The sequence below is a fragment of the Ruegeria sp. A5 genome (genome assembly GCF_056543005.1).
On record NZ_JBQGAV010000001.1, the window covers coordinates 159526 to 175135 of the forward strand.

14 protein-coding genes are annotated in these 15610 nt (G+C 58.4%); 8 read left to right on the forward strand and 6 right to left on the reverse strand.

Features of this window, described 5'->3' with window-relative positions:
- The first annotated feature begins 19 nt into the window (after positions 1–19).
- The 5 genes from ACR0AY_RS00845 (at position 20) to ACR0AY_RS00865 (ending at position 5292) form a co-directional block, all read left to right on the forward strand.
- A complete protein-coding gene (locus tag ACR0AY_RS00845) occupies positions 20–2836 on the forward strand; it encodes a helicase-related protein (protein ID WP_480453622.1) in 2817 nt (938 codons plus the stop codon).
- A gap of 6 nt (positions 2837–2842) precedes the next feature.
- Positions 2843–3208, forward strand: coding sequence for an RNA-binding S4 domain-containing protein (locus ACR0AY_RS00850; protein ID WP_170510497.1), 366 nt, complete (start codon positions 2843–2845; stop codon positions 3206–3208).
- Between the two features lie 65 nt (positions 3209–3273).
- The gene (gene fdxA / locus ACR0AY_RS00855; RefSeq protein WP_010439399.1) at positions 3274–3612 is read left to right on the forward strand and encodes a ferredoxin FdxA; all 339 of its coding nucleotides are present in this window, start codon (positions 3274–3276) and stop codon (positions 3610–3612) included.
- A 284-nt stretch (positions 3613–3896) separates the two neighbouring features.
- Positions 3897–4406, forward strand: a complete 510-nt coding sequence (locus tag ACR0AY_RS00860) for a CarD family transcriptional regulator (RefSeq protein WP_010439402.1) — start codon at positions 3897–3899, stop codon at positions 4404–4406.
- Positions 4407–4530: 124 nt separating this feature from the next.
- A complete protein-coding gene (locus tag ACR0AY_RS00865) occupies positions 4531–5292 on the forward strand; it encodes an ion channel (RefSeq protein WP_170596119.1) in 762 nt (253 codons plus the stop codon).
- Here ACR0AY_RS00865 and cobS read toward each other — a convergent pair.
- Positions 5289–6053, reverse strand: coding sequence for an adenosylcobinamide-GDP ribazoletransferase (gene cobS, locus ACR0AY_RS00870; protein WP_170510493.1), 765 nt, complete (start codon positions 6051–6053; stop codon positions 5289–5291). The two genes, ACR0AY_RS00865 and cobS, sit on opposite strands and share 4 nt — an antisense overlap.
- A 79-nt stretch (positions 6054–6132) precedes the next feature.
- On the opposite strand from cobS, the gene cobT reads away from it, so the two are divergent.
- Complete coding sequence (gene cobT / locus ACR0AY_RS00875) at positions 6133–7143, forward strand: nicotinate-nucleotide--dimethylbenzimidazole phosphoribosyltransferase (RefSeq protein WP_170510490.1); 1011 nt, start codon at positions 6133–6135, stop codon at positions 7141–7143.
- Here the strand turns inward: cobT and ACR0AY_RS00880 are convergent.
- Positions 7140–9023 carry a monovalent cation:proton antiporter-2 (CPA2) family protein gene (locus ACR0AY_RS00880; RefSeq protein WP_170393396.1) on the reverse strand — a complete coding sequence of 628 codons (1884 nt, stop codon included), beginning with the start codon at positions 9021–9023 and terminating at the stop codon, positions 7140–7142. The two genes, cobT and ACR0AY_RS00880, sit on opposite strands and share 4 nt — an antisense overlap.
- Positions 9024–9043: 20 nt before the next feature.
- Entirely contained in the window at positions 9044–9547 is a 504-nt protein-coding gene (locus ACR0AY_RS00885; protein WP_370644441.1) for an Lrp/AsnC family transcriptional regulator, read from the reverse strand.
- A 99-nt stretch (positions 9548–9646) separates the two neighbouring features.
- On the opposite strand from ACR0AY_RS00885, the gene hppD reads away from it, so the two are divergent.
- Positions 9647–10744, forward strand: coding sequence for a 4-hydroxyphenylpyruvate dioxygenase (gene hppD / locus ACR0AY_RS00890; protein ID WP_170393394.1), 1098 nt, complete (start codon positions 9647–9649; stop codon positions 10742–10744).
- A 56-nt stretch (positions 10745–10800) separates the two neighbouring features.
- On the opposite strand, the gene ACR0AY_RS00895 is transcribed toward hppD, so the two are convergent.
- Positions 10801–12687, reverse strand: a complete 1887-nt coding sequence (locus ACR0AY_RS00895; RefSeq protein ID WP_170510487.1) for a hypothetical protein — start codon at positions 12685–12687, stop codon at positions 10801–10803.
- 164 nt (positions 12688–12851) lie between these two features.
- Between ACR0AY_RS00895 and ACR0AY_RS00900 the strand changes: the two genes are divergently transcribed.
- On the forward strand, positions 12852–13547 hold the full coding sequence (locus ACR0AY_RS00900; protein ID WP_170421149.1) for an SIMPL domain-containing protein: 696 nt from the start codon (positions 12852–12854) through the stop codon (positions 13545–13547).
- Position 13548: 1 nt separating this feature from the next.
- On the opposite strand, the gene ACR0AY_RS00905 is transcribed toward ACR0AY_RS00900, so the two are convergent.
- Both ACR0AY_RS00905 and ACR0AY_RS00910 read right to left on the reverse strand, forming a co-directional pair.
- On the reverse strand, positions 13549–14259 hold the full coding sequence (locus ACR0AY_RS00905; protein WP_170510484.1) for a GNAT family N-acetyltransferase: 711 nt from the start codon (positions 14257–14259) through the stop codon (positions 13549–13551).
- A 4-nt stretch (positions 14260–14263) separates the two neighbouring features.
- A complete protein-coding gene (locus tag ACR0AY_RS00910) occupies positions 14264–15556 on the reverse strand; it encodes an O-acetylhomoserine aminocarboxypropyltransferase/cysteine synthase family protein (RefSeq protein ID WP_170510481.1) in 1293 nt (430 codons plus the stop codon).
- Between the last annotated feature and the right edge of the window lie 54 nt (positions 15557–15610).

The window sequence follows — 15610 nt, forward strand, 5'->3', positions numbered from 1 at the left end:
CAGGGCGCAGGGGGCAAAGGTGAGCGGGTCATCCCGGGTAGTGGCCGTACTTGGCCCGACGAACACAGGTAAAACTCACTACGCGATTGAACGTATGCTGGGGTACCGGACCGGTGTCATCGGTCTGCCGCTGCGGCTGCTCGCGCGCGAAGTCTATGACAAGATTGTCGCTATTCGCGGTCCGTCTGTTGTGGCGCTGGTGACAGGCGAGGAACGGATCGTACCGCCGCGCACCCAATACTGGGTCTGTACAGTTGAGGCGATGCCAGAAGGCATGGGCACTGATTTTGTGGCGATTGACGAAATTCAGCTTTGCGCGGATCCCGAGCGCGGCCATGTCTTTACTGACCGCCTGTTGCGGTCGCGCGGCACCAATGAAACGCTGTTTCTCGGCTCTGACACCATGCGCGGCCCCATCGCGGCCCTTGTGCCCGAAGCGCAGTTCATCCGGCGTGAACGGATGTCTCAGCTGGTCTATTCCGGTTCGAAAAAGATCAGCCGAATGCCTGCGCGCAGTGCGATCGTCGGATTCTCGGTCGACAATGTCTATGCCATCGCCGAGCTGCTTCGTCGCCAAAAGGGCGGGGCGGCGGTCGTCATGGGGGCGCTCAGCCCTCGCACGCGGAATGCGCAGGTTGACCTCTATCAAAACGGTGAGGTTGATTATCTGGTGGCTACGGATGCCATCGGTATGGGGTTGAACCTGGATGTGAACCATGTGGCGTTCTCATCTCTGACCAAGTTTGATGGCCGCCGAATGCGGCCTCTTGCCCCCAACGAGTTGGCCCAGATCGCAGGACGGGCCGGGCGCGGAATGTCGGATGGCACGTTTGGTGTGACGGGCGAGGCTCCGCCGCTGGATGAGGGCGTAGCCCAAGCCATTATGGACAGCCGGTTCACGCCTATGAAAAAGTTGAATTGGCGGAATGCCGCTTTGCGGTTCGGCTCAATCGACGCACTAATCGACTCGCTTGAGGTCAGCCCAGACAATGAGCACCTGATCAAAGCGCGGCCAGCTGACGATCTGAACGTCCTGAAATCTCTGTCCCAAGTCACCGAAGTTGTTGCCCGTGCCAGCGATGGACCGTCGATCCGTTTGCTATGGGATGTGTGCAGAATCCCCGATTTTCGCGGCATCAGCCATGCCGAACATGCCAGCCTGCTTGAGGTGATCTATGGCCATCTGCATGAGCGCGGAAGTATCCCCGATGATTTCATGGCGCGGCAAATCCGCCGTATCGACCAAACCCATGGCGACATTGATGCATTGTCCAAAAGGTTGGCATATATTCGCACTTGGACATATGTTGCGCAACGAAACGGTTGGGTGCGTGACGAATCCCATTGGCGCGAGGAAACGCGCACTGTAGAAGACAGGCTGTCGGACGCTCTTCACGACCGTTTGACTCAGCGATTTGTGGACCGGCGCACGTCAGTGTTGCTGCGCCGGCTCAAACAGAAGGAGGCCCTTTTGGCCGAAGTAAATGACAAGGGTGAAGTGACCGTCGAAGGCGAATTCGTCGGTCGTCTGGAAGGGTTCCGGTTTACCCCGGACAAAAGCGCGCAGGGGACTGAAGCGAAAGCCTTGAAGTCAGCCTCTCTGCAAGCACTCGCGCCGCAATTCCATCTGCGTGCCGATCGCTTCTACAATGCGCCCGATACCGAAATTGATTTCACCGATCAGGGTGGCCTGATGTGGGGCGAGTATGCCGTGGGCAAACTTGTTGCCGGTGCCGAGCCTCTCAAGCCTGTAGTCGAGGTTTTTGTCGATGAGGCCGCCGGGCCGGACGTGGAACAGAAGGTTCAGCGCCGCCTGCAGCATTTCATCGACCGCAAAGTGGCAGCCCTGTTCGAGCCGCTGCTGAACCTGTCGCGGGATGAGGAGCTGAGCGGTCTGGCCAAAGGTTTTGCCTTCCGCATGGTCGAGGCGCTGGGCGTTCTGCCGCGCGCGCAGGTCGCGCAAGAGGTCAAGGATCTGGATCAGGATGCCCGTGGTGCACTGCGTAAACATGGCATCCGGTTCGGTCAATTCACCATCTTCATGCCGCTGCTGCTGAAACCCGCGCCAACGCGCCTGCGTCTGGTACTTTGGGCATTGTCCGGTGGCTTGCAGGAGTTCCCCGAAGCACCACCTCCGGGTCTGGTTACCGTTCCGGTCGCCAAGGACGCGCCGCAGGGCTATGACACCATGTGCGGCTACCGCGATGCGGGCGAACGCTCAATCCGGATCGATATGCTGGAACGGCTGGCCGACATGCTGCGGTCCGAGGATAGCCGCGGTGGGTTCGAAGCCAAACCCGACATGTTGTCGATTACCGGCATGACCTTGGAACAGTTTGCAGACCTGATGCAGGGACTGGGTTACAAGGCCGAACGCGGCGAACGTGAGAAGGCCAAACCGGTCCCCACGGAGCAGCCTGTGGCGGAAGCTGAGGAACAACCCGTCGTCGATGAGACACCGACCGCAAATGCCGAAGCGGATGACGTCGGTATAACCGCCGAGACGGCAGCCGAAGCCTCCGAAAGCACCGAGGCGGCAGCAGAGGCTACGGCCACTGAGAAATCAGCAGAGTCCAAATCGGATGAGCCCGAAATTGAGGTGTTCTACACCTTCACTTGGGGGCGCCAACGTCAGCAAAACCGTGGTCCGCGTCGCGAGCAGGGGCAGGGCAAGGGCAAGCCGCGTGGTAAACCTCAGGGCAAGCCGCATAGCAAGAAGGGGGGCAAGCCTCAGGGCGCCAAGACCTTCTCGTCACGGCCACCCAAAAAGGAAAAGGCAATCGATCCCGATAACCCATTTGCGGCAGCGTTGATGGGTCTGAAGGACGGCAACTGATCCGCGATGGCCGAGGCCAAGCTGCGGATCGACAAATGGTTGTGGCAGGCGCGGTTCTTCAAGACCCGTAGCCTGGCCGCCAAACAGGTCAGCGGCGGCCATGTGCGTCTGAACGGAAATCGGGTGCTGAAACCGGCGCAAGCCGTGGCACCCGGAGATGTCCTGACCTTTCCGCAGGGGCGTATTGTTCGGGTTGTACGTATCGAAGCGCTTGGCGTGCGTCGCGGCCCGGCGCCCGAGGCGCAAGCTTTGTACTTGGATATGACCGAAAAGCAGGACGTATCGCCCAAGAATCCTGCGTTTGAGGGAAAAGGTCGTCCAACCAAGAAAGAAAGACGCGCGCTTGATCTTTCTCGCATCCCAAAGGGGTGATCTGACCTTGAAGCGGCGGTCAGACTGGATTAGCTAGTCGCCAAAGCGCAAACGGGAAATCCAACATGACCTACGTTGTCACCGAAAACTGCATTGGCTGCAAATACACCGACTGTGTCGAGGTTTGTCCGGTGGATTGTTTCTACGAAGGTGAAAACACATTGGTCATTCACCCCGACGAATGCATTGACTGCGGTGTCTGCGAGCCCGAATGCCCCGCCGACGCCATCCGCCCCGACACCGAGCCGGGGATGGAGCAATGGGTCGAATTCAACCGGAAATACTCGGAAATGTGGCCGGTGATCGTGACCAAAAAAGACCCCTTACCCGAGGCCGAGGAACGCGACGGCGAAGAAGGCAAGATGGAGAAATATTTCTCGGAAGCCCCCGGCGAGGGCGGTTGACCGATTCGGCAGCCGGTTACCGTTCATTTGGCATCAATCTGTGCATTAATTAGTTGAGGTAGAAAGGGAATTTCCCATTTACCTTGGCGCGGTCTTTTGAGTGTCGCAAATTTGTGATATACTTAGGACCGAATGATGACTGTGATTGGGATGTGCTCCGTAAGTATGCTCGCTTTGGAGTTCTGAATTTATGACAAATAAGCCGCCTGACGGGGCCATACAGGGCCTCGGCTGTGGTGCTTTTGTCGTCTCATGTCCCGATCAGAAATGAAGGATGAATATGAATGTCGAAATCGAAAAAGCTTGAGTTCCGCCCGAACGATTATGTCGTCTACCCGGCTCATGGCGTAGGTCAGATCGTATCAATCGAAGAGCAGGAAGTTGCAGGCTTCTCGCTTGAGCTGTTCGTGATTTCTTTTGAAAAAGACAAAATGACCCTGCGCGTGCCGACTAACAAGGTCACTGAATCGGGGCTTCGGTCGCTCAGCTCACCGGATGTGATCAGCCAGGCAATGAAGACGCTGAAGGGCAAAGCCAAGGTCAAGCGTGCCATGTGGTCGCGCCGGGCGCAGGAATACGAGCAAAAGATCAACTCGGGCGACTTGATCTCGATCGCCGAAGTGGTCCGCGACCTGCACCGCACCGACGACCAGCGCGAGCAGAGTTATTCCGAGCGTCAGCTGTACGAAGCCGCGCTGGAACGTCTGACACGCGAAGTGGCCGCAGTTTCTGGCGCCGATGAGATTTCGGCTGCCAAACAGGTCGATGAGGTTCTGACCTCACGCGCAGCCTGATCGCGTTCAAGCCAATTTAAGGGTCGTCCCGATATCCGGGGCGGCCCTTTTTCGTGACTAGGCGCTTGGTCTTGTGGTGTGTGTCGGGTATTTTTCTGTAACTGCAGGAAGATACGGGGACATGATGAAGCAAACTGTCAAGTTTCTCTACATCAGCCACGAGCCGATCTCGGTCTGGTTTCGCTATGGGCTAATCCTGTTCGATATCGCCTCGATCATCTTTTTTGTCTCCACGGCGAACATCCCGCACGGGCCTGGGCTGACGGCGGCAAGTCTGGGTGTCGGGCTGATCATCCTAATGGATTTCTGCGCGCGGATGTGGATTTCCAAAGACCGCTGGAAACTGTTGCGCCAGATTTACACGATGGCAGACATCGTTGTGATCGTGTCGCTGCTGCTTGACCCGTTCCTGACCGGCAATCTTGCGTTCCTGCGGATACTGCGCGCGTTGCGGCTGATCCATTCCTATCATCTGCTGCGGGATTTACGCCGAGATAGTCCTTTCTTTCGAACCCACGAGGACGCGGTGATTGCAGCGATCAACCTGATGGTCTTTGTTTTTGCAACCTCGACTGCAGTACTGGTCTTTTTCGTCCCCGAAGATGCGCAGACCCCCTATATCGACGCGCTTTATTTCACTATGGCGACCCTGACGACAACGGGGTTCGGAGATATCACGCTGGGCACACCAGCGGGAAAGCTGTTTTCCGTTTTCATCATGGTTGTTGGCGTGGCGTTGTTTGTCCGTCTGGCGCAGGCGATCTTCATGCCGCAGAAAGTGCGCTACAAATGCCCAAGCTGCGGCCTGTTCCGGCACGATCCGGATGCTGTGCATTGCAAACACTGTGGCGCGACGCTGCGCATTGAAACCGGTGGGGCGTCTTAGATTGAGGCTGTCAGCGCCAGGAGGAAGGTGATTTCCGAGGTCTGCTGCGTGGCCCCCAGAATATCACCGGTTTGGCCACCGATCTTGGTCTTGGCGATGCGAGCGACAAAAGCCGCTGCAAGCAGGGCGCAGAGCACCGGCGGAATAGCTGATCCGCCCAGCAGCACTAACGACAGTACGACGGCCAACCCGATGCCAGCCAGAACCGCTGACACAGGGGGCGCACCAACAGAATGGCTCAGCCCCGATTTGCGGGCATTGGGCAGCAGGCGCGTCAGCGCGGGCAGCATGGCGCGTGAGAACAGGCAGGCGGCCAACACGCCCGTCAACAGACCTGCACCGATCAGCGCCATGACAGCCGCAATTCGGAGCAGTTGGGCCAGCAGCAAGGCCAGCACGCCGTAGGTGCCGATATGGCTGTCTTTCATGATCTCCAACCGACGTTCGGCTGTAAAGCCGCCCCAAAGCCCATCGACTGTATCGGCTAGCCCGTCTTCGTGCATCGCTCCGGTTGCGATGATCAACGCGGCGACCAGCAGGGCGGCGGTGGCAAGGGTTGGCAGCTGCGCCCAGATTGCAATCCAGGCGACTCCGCAAGCCAGCGCCCCCACAACAAGCCCGGCAAGGGGATAGGCCCAAGCCGCACGCGACTGGCGGGTGAACGCTTGATCGGGCAGGCGCGGTAGGGGCAGGCGCGTCAAAAGGACCAGAGCCAGCGGGATATCCCACAGGGAAAACGGGGCGGTGTCGTTTTTGGTCACTCCCAGGCCTTTCCGGGTCTTGTTGCTTTGCCAGCATTGGTTAAACACACACAACCACTCTGATGCAACGAGGCTTTCCATGCTGCCCGAACTCAATGACCTGAACAGTTTCCGAAATGCGCTGACCGGCGCACCCGGTCCGGACACCGCTGCCAAGCAGGGCGCGGAAGAGCGCAACGGTCAACTAACCAAACCGCCCGGCGCGTTGGGGCGGCTTGAGGATCTGGCGATCTGGTATGCAGGTTGGCGCGGGGATGCGCGGCCTCAGATCGATGCGCCGCAGGTCATCGTGTTTGCGGGCAACCATGGCGTAACTGCTCAAGGTGTCTCGGCGTTCCCGCCCGAAGTGACGGTGCAGATGGTCATGAATTTCGAACATGGCGGCGCGGCGATCAACCAGTTGGCAAAGGCTGCGGGCGCGAAGATGGACGTGCACGCGCTGGAGCTGGACCGTCCGACCGCAGATTTTACCCAAACCCCCGCGATGAGCGAAGAGGAATTTCTAAGCGCACTGCGCACAGGATGGCAGGCGGTTGATCCGCAGGCCGATCTGCTGGTTGTTGGAGAGATGGGGATCGGAAATACCACGCCGGCTGCCGCCATCGCTTGCGCGCTATTTGGCGGGGATGCCGCCGACTGGACCGGGCGCGGGACCGGTGTGGATGATGTCGGACTGGCGAACAAAACCCGGGTTGTTGCGGAAGGCGTCGCTCTGCATGGTCAGGGCGATGGGCTGCATATTCTAAGGTGCCTCGGCGGACGCGAGATTGCGGCTATGGCTGGCGCGATAGCCGCCGCGCGCGTATTGCGGATACCGGTCATTCTGGATGGATTCATCTGTACCGCAGCCGCAGCCTGTCTGGCGCAGATTTCGGAAACAGCGCTTGATCACACCATCGCGGGCCACCAAAGCGCCGAGGGCGCACATGCCGCGATGCTGGACAAGCTGGGCAAAGAGCCGTTGCTGAGCCTAGGTTTGCGCTTGGGCGAGGGCTCGGGCGGGGCGTTGGCGATCAACATTCTGAAAAGCGCGGTTGCTTGCCATTCCGGCATGGCGACATTCGCTGAAGCGGGTGTGTCGGACGGTTAAGCCGACTTCTTGGCGTGTTCCTCGGCCAGTTCCAGCAGCGCGGTTTCCAGATCTTTTTCCAGTTGCCGCGCACGCTCGATGTATTTCTTGTTTTCGGCTGTCGGCATGCCGGGGATCCACAGTTCTGCAAGCTCGCGCACCGATCCCCGGTCGTGGTGATAGAAGGTCTGCTCGGCCTGTGCGGCCTCGTATTCACTGAGGCCGATATTCTCCAAAACATAGCGGCCCGCGCGTAGCGATCCGTCGAACATCTCGCGGACAATGTCGTTGGCCCCGGCCTGATACAGTTCATAGACATGGTTGCGGTCGCGGGCGCGGGCGATGATGTGCAGATCGGGCCGCTGGCGGCGGGCATATCCGACGAGACGGGTGACCTGTTTGTAGTCATCCATGGCCGCGACAAGGACCGCTGCCTTTTCGATTCCAGCAGCACGCAGCAATTCGGGGCGAGTGGGGTCGCCAAGGAAGCCTTTGACACCGAACCGTCGCATCAGCTGGATCGTTTCGATATCGTGGTCCAGAACAACTGTTTTAAACCCACTTGCCTGTACCAGCCGGTTGACGATCTGCCCAAAGCGACCGATCCCGGCGATGATGACAGGGCCTTTTTCGTCGATCTGATCGGGTTCAACCTGCGGATTGCTCTCGCCGAGAAAGCGCGAAAGTACGTCGTAGACGATAAACAGAAGCGGTGTGATCAACATGGTCAGCGCAATGATCATCAACAGTTTTTGCGACAAGCCCGGCGGAATCACGTTCTGCTGCGTAGAAAACGCCAGTAAGACAAAGCCGAATTCGCCGGCCTGGGCCAAACCCAGCGTGAACAGCCAGTGATCGCGCCCGCGCAGCTTGAAGGCGCGCCCGACGATGAACAGGATGATCCCCTTGGCCAGTATGACCAGTAAGGCCAAACCGATCAGGTCAAACGGGTCGGCGAAGAAATACCCGATATCGATCCCAGCGCCCACGGTGATGAAGAACAGGCCCAGCAACAGCCCCTTGAACGGCTCAAGGTCGCTTTCCATTTCGTGTCGGAACTCCGAACTGGCCAGAACCACTCCGGCCAGAAACGCGCCAAGAGCGGGCGACAGGCCCACAAGGGTCATCAGGAACGAGATGCCGACCACGATCATTAGCGCCAGTGCCGTATACATTTCGCGCAGGTGGGTGGCGTGGATGAAACGGAACAGTGGGCGGGTCAGGTAGATGCCGGCCAATACGACAAACGCGACGGCGCCAATGGTGACAAGCGTAACGGCCCAGCCGGGCAGACCTTCGACCAGCGAGAGTTTGGCGTGATAATCCGCGTCTTTGGCTATGCCTACGCCGCGGCTGATGGAGCCGTCATCTTCGATGTGGATGCTTGCGGGCAGGGCAAGCAGCGGCAGGAAAGCTAGGATCGGGATTACGGCAATGTCCTGCGTCAGCAGGACCGAGAAGGTCGCTCGACCTCCGTTGGTTTGCATCAGGCCCTTTTCGGACAGGGTCTGCAGCACGATTGCCGTGGAAGAAAGTGACAAGGTTAATCCAACCGCCAGCGCCACCGACCACTGATGACCCGCATAGAACGCCACAGCTGCGATTGCGGCGGTCGACAGGCCGACCTGCAGCCCGCCCAAGCCTAACAATTTGTCCCGCATATCCCACAAGGCACGGGGCTCAAGCTCGAGCCCGATCAGGAACAGCATCATCACGACGCCGAATTCGGCCACATGCTGTAGGCTTTCGGTCTCTGCGCCAACTAGCCCCAGAATTGGTCCAATCGCGATGCCTGCGGCCAGATAACCCAGCACCGATCCCAGACCCAGACGGGCGGAAAGCGGCACCGCGATCACCGCAGCTGCCAGATAGATCGATGCCTGATAAAGGAACTCGTTCATTATTGTCCTCTTAAATCCGCTCAGGTTGGGAGCGGCGCGTCGCGTTTCAATTGGTCCATTACGATCTGGCTTTGCACCCGTGCAACTGCAGGATGCGGCAGGATCACTTCGTGAAGCAAGGTATTGAGTGCGGATAAGTCGTCACAATAGACGTGAAGCAGATAATCTGCCTCACCTGTCATCGTCCAGGCGCTGGTGATCTCGGGGCGGGTGTTGACCATGCGGGCGAAGCCTGCGGATTGTTCGGGACCATGAGTGCCCAGATGCACCTGAATGAACCCCTGAACCTGTAGCCCCAGCCTCAGCGGGTCCAGTCGTGCGGTGTACCCAGTGATGTAACCCTCGGCCTCAAGGCGCTGTCGGCGACGGCCCGCCTGACTGGCGGATAGATTCAGCACATCACCCAATTGCTGCGACGTCAGATGCGCGTCGCGCTGCAAAGCTGCGAGTATTCCGATATCAATCCGATCCAGCACGTGCGGCGTTTCCTCAAGATTTGCAATCAATATGCGGAAAGTACGCATCTAAACTTAGTTTATACGAAAACAATGCGCAGAAACAGCACTCATTAAGGCGTATTTTTGAATCAGCAAAGAACTTCCTGTTTTCCGAGGAGACGCGCCATGGGTCCTTTCCCGCATAACGCCCCGAAATCTGTCATCAGCGAAGAAAACCCAGCCGGTACCGACGGGTTTGAGTTTGTTGAATTCGCACACCCCGAGCCGCAAGAGCTGCGAGACCTGTTTGCGCGAATGGGCTTCGACTATGTCGGCTATCACCGCAACACCCCCAAGGTCGAGCTTTGGCAACAGGGTGATGTAACCTACATCCTGAACGCGGATCCTGATAGTTTTGCAGCCAAATTCGTGGCCGAGCACGGCCCCTGCGCCCCTGCCATGGGCTGGCGCGTTGTTGATGCTCAGAAGGCTTATGAGCACGCGATCGCCAAAGGGGCTGAGCCCTATGATGGCGCAGACAAGACCATGAATGTTCCGGCGATCAAGGGCATTGGTGGTTCGCTGATCTACTTCATCGATCAGTATTATGACACCTCGCCCTACAACGAGGAATTTGAATGGCTGGAGCAGTCAAAACCGCGCGGCGATGGGTTCTACTATCTAGATCACCTGACCCACAACGTGTTCAAGGGCAACATGGACAAGTGGTTCAAATTCTATGGCGACCTGTTCAACTTCCGTGAAATCCGCTTTTTCGACATTCAAGGTAAGTTCACCGGGCTTTACAGTCGCGCGTTGACTTCACCTTGTGGTCGCATCCGCATTCCGATCAATGAAGATCGTGGAGAGACCGGACAGATCGTCTCCTACCTGAAGAAGTACAATGGCGAAGGCATCCAGCATATCGCGGTGGGCAGCGACGATATCTACGCCTCGACCGATGCCATTGCCGAGAAGGGTCTGAAGTTCATGCCCGGTCCGAACGAGGCCTATTATGACATGTCTTACGACCGTGTGTCCGGCCATGATGAGCCCAAGCATCGGATGATGAAGCACGGCATTCTGATCGACGGCGAAGGTGTAGTTGATGGCGGTGAGACCAAGATTCTGCTGCAGATCTTTTCGAAAACAGTCATTGGCCCGATCTTCTTTGAGTTCATTCAGCGTAAAGGGGATGACGGGTTTGGTGAGGGCAATTTCAAAGCCCTGTTTGAATCGATCGAACGCGAGCAGATCGAGTCGGGTGAAATCTCGGCAGCCTAAACATGAATCAATGAAATCAACCGAGCGCCGTGTCTGACCGACATGGCGCATTTTCTTTACCCGCGCGGCATCTTGAGCGTGATGTTCTTGCCGCGCTTCTGATAGCGCAACTCGCTGTCGCCGATGGCGATGACATTACCTCCGTCGATGCGATCGCCCACCTTCAGCTTTTTGTAGCGTCCGCTGGGCAGGCGGACCAAAGCACGGCGGTTTGCCGGGGTGCCGTACACGCCGATTAGGTTCAACTTGCGCAGGTTAATCGCGTTGTCGATGGTTGCTTGTCTCGCAACTGACGCGGAAGACGGAATTTTGGGATTGACCGTTCTGGGCTGGAACGAACCAACTTCATCGGCATTACTGGCCACATTTGCGGTCGAGGCTAGCGCTGCACTCCCAGAACTAGGTTGCCGTGTCGCGCGCGCCGTGATGCTGGCAGGCCTGATTTTTGGACGGGGTACCCGTACAACAGCCAGCGCAGTCGGGGTTTCATCGACCTGCGGAGGGGTTTGCAGAGACTCGGGCCGCAGCTTGGGCCGGACCGAGGCCAGTTCTTGCCGGGATCGACCGCCAAGTTGCTGGCGTTCGAATTGATCCACCAGATTTTCCGGGCGTGGCCGCGGGCGAAACGCCGCGAGTCTCTCATCGACCTCTTCTATGACAACGGGTTCTGTTTCGAACCTGGTTGGGGGTTCGGGGGGCACGGATGCGGGACGACCCAGATAAACCATCACACCGGCCGGGTTCAACGTGCCTTCGGCACTTGGCGTCACAAGTCCGCGTTCATCCAGGTTGAACCGCTGCCCCGCTTGGCCTGGCAAAGAGATCGACTCAAAAGACGCATCTGTGTCCAGGCTGGCAAGTTCGGGTAGTGCGACGGAATCGGTCGACAGGTCCGAGCGATCGACCGATGTGAGATATTGATTATCCACGCCAGCCACAGGCGCTGGCTCCAGATCTGAAGGTTCAACAGGGGCGGTGCCGGTAAACTCACGAAACTCGGTTCTGCTCTCTGGCAGATCAGCGATGTCTTCGACCGGCTCCGGTTCAATCTTCAGTGCCTCGAGAATGGCCTCGTCCGTGGGGGTGAGCACCGGTTCTTCCTCTGCCACTTCAGGTTCTTGTGGGAGGCTTGCGATCTCGGTTTCCTGAGGTTCGGGTTGTGCCTGCGGTTCTGCCGTCACAATTTCTGGCTCTGGCTGCAGCTCGGGCTCTAACGGCTCGGCCACTTCGACAATTTCGGGGTCAGAGCTGTTGTAAGACCAGACACCCAGCAACATTCCAACCACAACCGACGCTGCGATCGCAGGAATTGCAAAGCGTTTCAGATCCGTTCCTGTCTTGGCAGACGAGGGCAGTGCTTTGGTAGCAGGCTCAAATGCAGGGGGGGCTGCATCTTCAGCGATGGCGTGAACCGGTATGTCCGGCGTATCAACGGGTTTGGGGGCCGCAATCACAGCGTCCTCATCCACAATGATCGGCAGTTCCAGAAATGGCGCGTCCAAAGTATCGTTGCCGGTTGCGCTGACCCAGAATGCCTCGGGGATAAAGCCATGATCGGTGGCAAATGCGCTGGCTTCGTCCAGCGTTTGCTGGGCCACAGCGGCAACCGGGGTCTCAATCCCCACGTCGCCCGCGACATAAGCCAGCTCTGATAGCTCATAGGGCGTGGCTGCGGCCAACGTATCCTTGACCTTTTTCGCCGCTGCATCGGTGTCCAAACCATCGGTGTCGACAACCAAGCGGCGCACCTGATCGGATGGAATCACAAGCTTGCAACTCAGGTCATTTTCCAGCGCGAATCCCTGATCCCGAAGGGCCTGCATCTGGTCCGCGAAATCCGACGCATCTAACGGAACGGTTCCAATGCAGTACCAGTCTCCATCCGACTGATGATGCAAGGAAATGCCGTTTTCAGAAAATGACAGCGCAAAGGCGGGTTTCATAATCGCGATGAACCATAATTGTCGGCTTTTATGCAAACGCTTAGATGTCTGCCCGCCGAGATTAGAGCAGGAACTCGCCGAGGGAAAGAAAAAGGCACGTTTCCCCCTTGCCGTGTACGGGCCTGACCACCCATCTTGAGGGCAAGCATCAAGGAGGGATCATCTTGAAGACACTTGCTTTTTTGGCCGCCATGGCCGCTGCCACCGCGACTCTGCCCGCCCATGCGGAAGAACGTCGCATCTCGGTCAGCGGGACCGGTACGGCTCTGGTTGCACCCGATATGGCAACGATAACGCTGGGCGTGACCAATCAGGATGCGCAGGCATCGGTAGCGATGCAGGCGACCTCGGATGCGGTGACGCAGATCCTCAAACGACTGGACGAAATGGGATTGGAGGCGCGCGATGTTCAGACGCGCGATCTGTCGCTTTCACCGGTCTGGTCGGGGCGCAGCAATTCCAGCAATGAGCCACCCAAGATCACTGGGTTCACCGCGTCCAACCGCGTTTCGGTTCGCGTACGGGATCTGGATAATCTGGGCCAGATCATGGATGCGGTCATCAAGGATGGTGCCAATGATTTCGGCGGTCTGAGCTTTGGCGTGCAAGAGCCTAAACCGCTTGAGGCTGAAGCACGGGCCAAAGCTGTGGCAGATGCGACCGAGAAGGCGCAGCAACTGGCGCAGGCGTCCGGAGTTACCCTGGGTCCCGTCCTATCGATCAACGACCACGGCGGAGGTGTTCGCCCGATGGCTCAGATGCGCGAGATGGCGATGTCGGACGCCGGTGGCGTGCCGGTCGCAGGCGGAGAGATTTCCGTGTCGGTCAATATCGCGATGGAGTTCGAAATCGCGGAGTAAGCTAGGATTCAGCGCGGGCTTGCAGCGGTTGGCGCTGCTGGCCCGATGCATCGAAATTCCCCGGCGCAAGCCAGTTCTCGAAGGCCGCCCGAATGCGCGGCCATTCGCTGTCGATTATCGAAAACCACGCCGTATCCCGGTTGCGCCCTTTGTAATGCGTCGCCTGCCGGAAGACGCCCTCGAATGTGAAACCCAAACGCTCGGCCGCGCGCTTTGATGGCGCGTTCAGCGCATCACATTTCCATTCGTAGCGGCGATAACCAAGCTCATCGAACACCCGGCACATCATCAGATACATCACTTCGGTTGATTGCGGTTTGCGCTGGAGCAAGGGAGAGAAATGGATGTGACCCACTTCAATTGAACCTGCTGCTGGTTCGACCCGAAGGTATGAGGCCATCCCCACGGGCACCTCATCCGCGTCGAGCACCGTATGGAACATCGGGTCCGCATCCATGCAGTTTGACTGCGCCCATGCGGTGAAATCCGCCTCAGAGTCGAACGGGCCGTAGGGCAGATAAGTCCAATTGTGGCCGTCCATGTCATTGGCAAACGCCCGGTACAAGCCGGGCGCGTGCCTGTTTACATCCAATGGCACAACGGAACAGAACCGGCCCTGCATCGGTGTGTAAGGTGGCGTGGGGCGAGGGAACTCGCCCGTGACCGAAAAACCGATGGGTTGACCCAGTTCATTTGTGTTGTGCCCGGTCATCGGATCAGGCGCTGGCTTTGGACAGAGCCTGATCGAGATCAGCGATCAGATCGTCTGCATCCTCGATCCCGATGGACACGCGCACCACTCCAGGGCCTGCGCCTGCAGCTTCCTGCTGCTCGGGCGTCAACTGACGGTGTGTGGTCGAGGCCGAGTGGATGATCAGCGACCGTGCGTCGCCAAGGTTGGCCACGTGGCTGAAGATCTCAAGCGCGTTCACCAGCTTTACGCAGGCGTCATAGCCGCCCTTGACCGCAAACGTGAACAGGGCGCCCGCGCCGCGCGGGTAGTGCTTTTTTACCCTGTCGCTATAAGGCGAGGATGGCAGGCCAGCATATGTCACGTAATCCACACGGTCGTCTGCCTCGAGCCACGCTGCTATTTTCTGCGCGTTTTCGACATGGCGTTCCATCCGTAGCGATAGCGTTTCTATCCCCATCAGCGTGTAATGCGCCGCCTGTGGGTTCATCGTCATGCCCAGATCGCGCAGACCGATCGCGATGCCGTGGAAAGTAAAGGCGAGCGGACCGAAGGTCTCGTGGAATTTCAGGCCGTGATAGGCGGGTTCGGGTTCGCTGAGCGAAGGAAACTTGTCATTTGCCGACCAGTCGAACTTGCCCGAATCCACGATGCAGCCGCCGGTCACGGTGCCGTTTCCGGTCAGGTACTTGGTGGTCGAATGCACGACCAGCGTTGCGCCATGTTCGATCGGACGGCAGAGATAGGGTGTGGCCGAGGTGTTATCGACGATCAGCGGAACACCTGCGGCATCGGCCACATCAGCCAGTGCGCGAATATCGGTTACATAGCCGCCTGGATTGGCGATGGATTCGCAGAATACCGCGCGAGTGTTCTCATCGATCGCGTCCTTGACGGCGTCCAGATCGTCGGTGTCGACGAACTTGGCCGACCATCCAAAGCGTTTGATCGTCTGGCTGAATTGGGTGACCGTGCCGCCGTACAGACGGGTCGATGCAATAACGTTGCAGCCCGGACCCATCAGCGGGAACAGAGCCATGATCTGCGCTGCGTGGCCCGAAGAACAGCAAACCGCGCCAACACCGCCCTCCAGCGTGGCGACACGTTCCTGCAACACTGCGACAGTGGGGTTGGTTAGGCGCGAATAGATGAAGCCCACTTCCTGCAGATTGAACAGCGCGGCGGCGTGATCGGCATCGCGGAACACATAGGCAGTGGTCTGGTAAATCGGCGTCTGGCGCGCCCCGGTGGCAGGGTCAGGGCGGGCCCCGGCGTGAATTTGCAGTGTGTCAAAACCGTAGGTCGGGCCGTCAGACATCTTTGAAATCTCCTGTTGGAACTATTGTTGCTGAATCTCTAGGATATTGCCCCG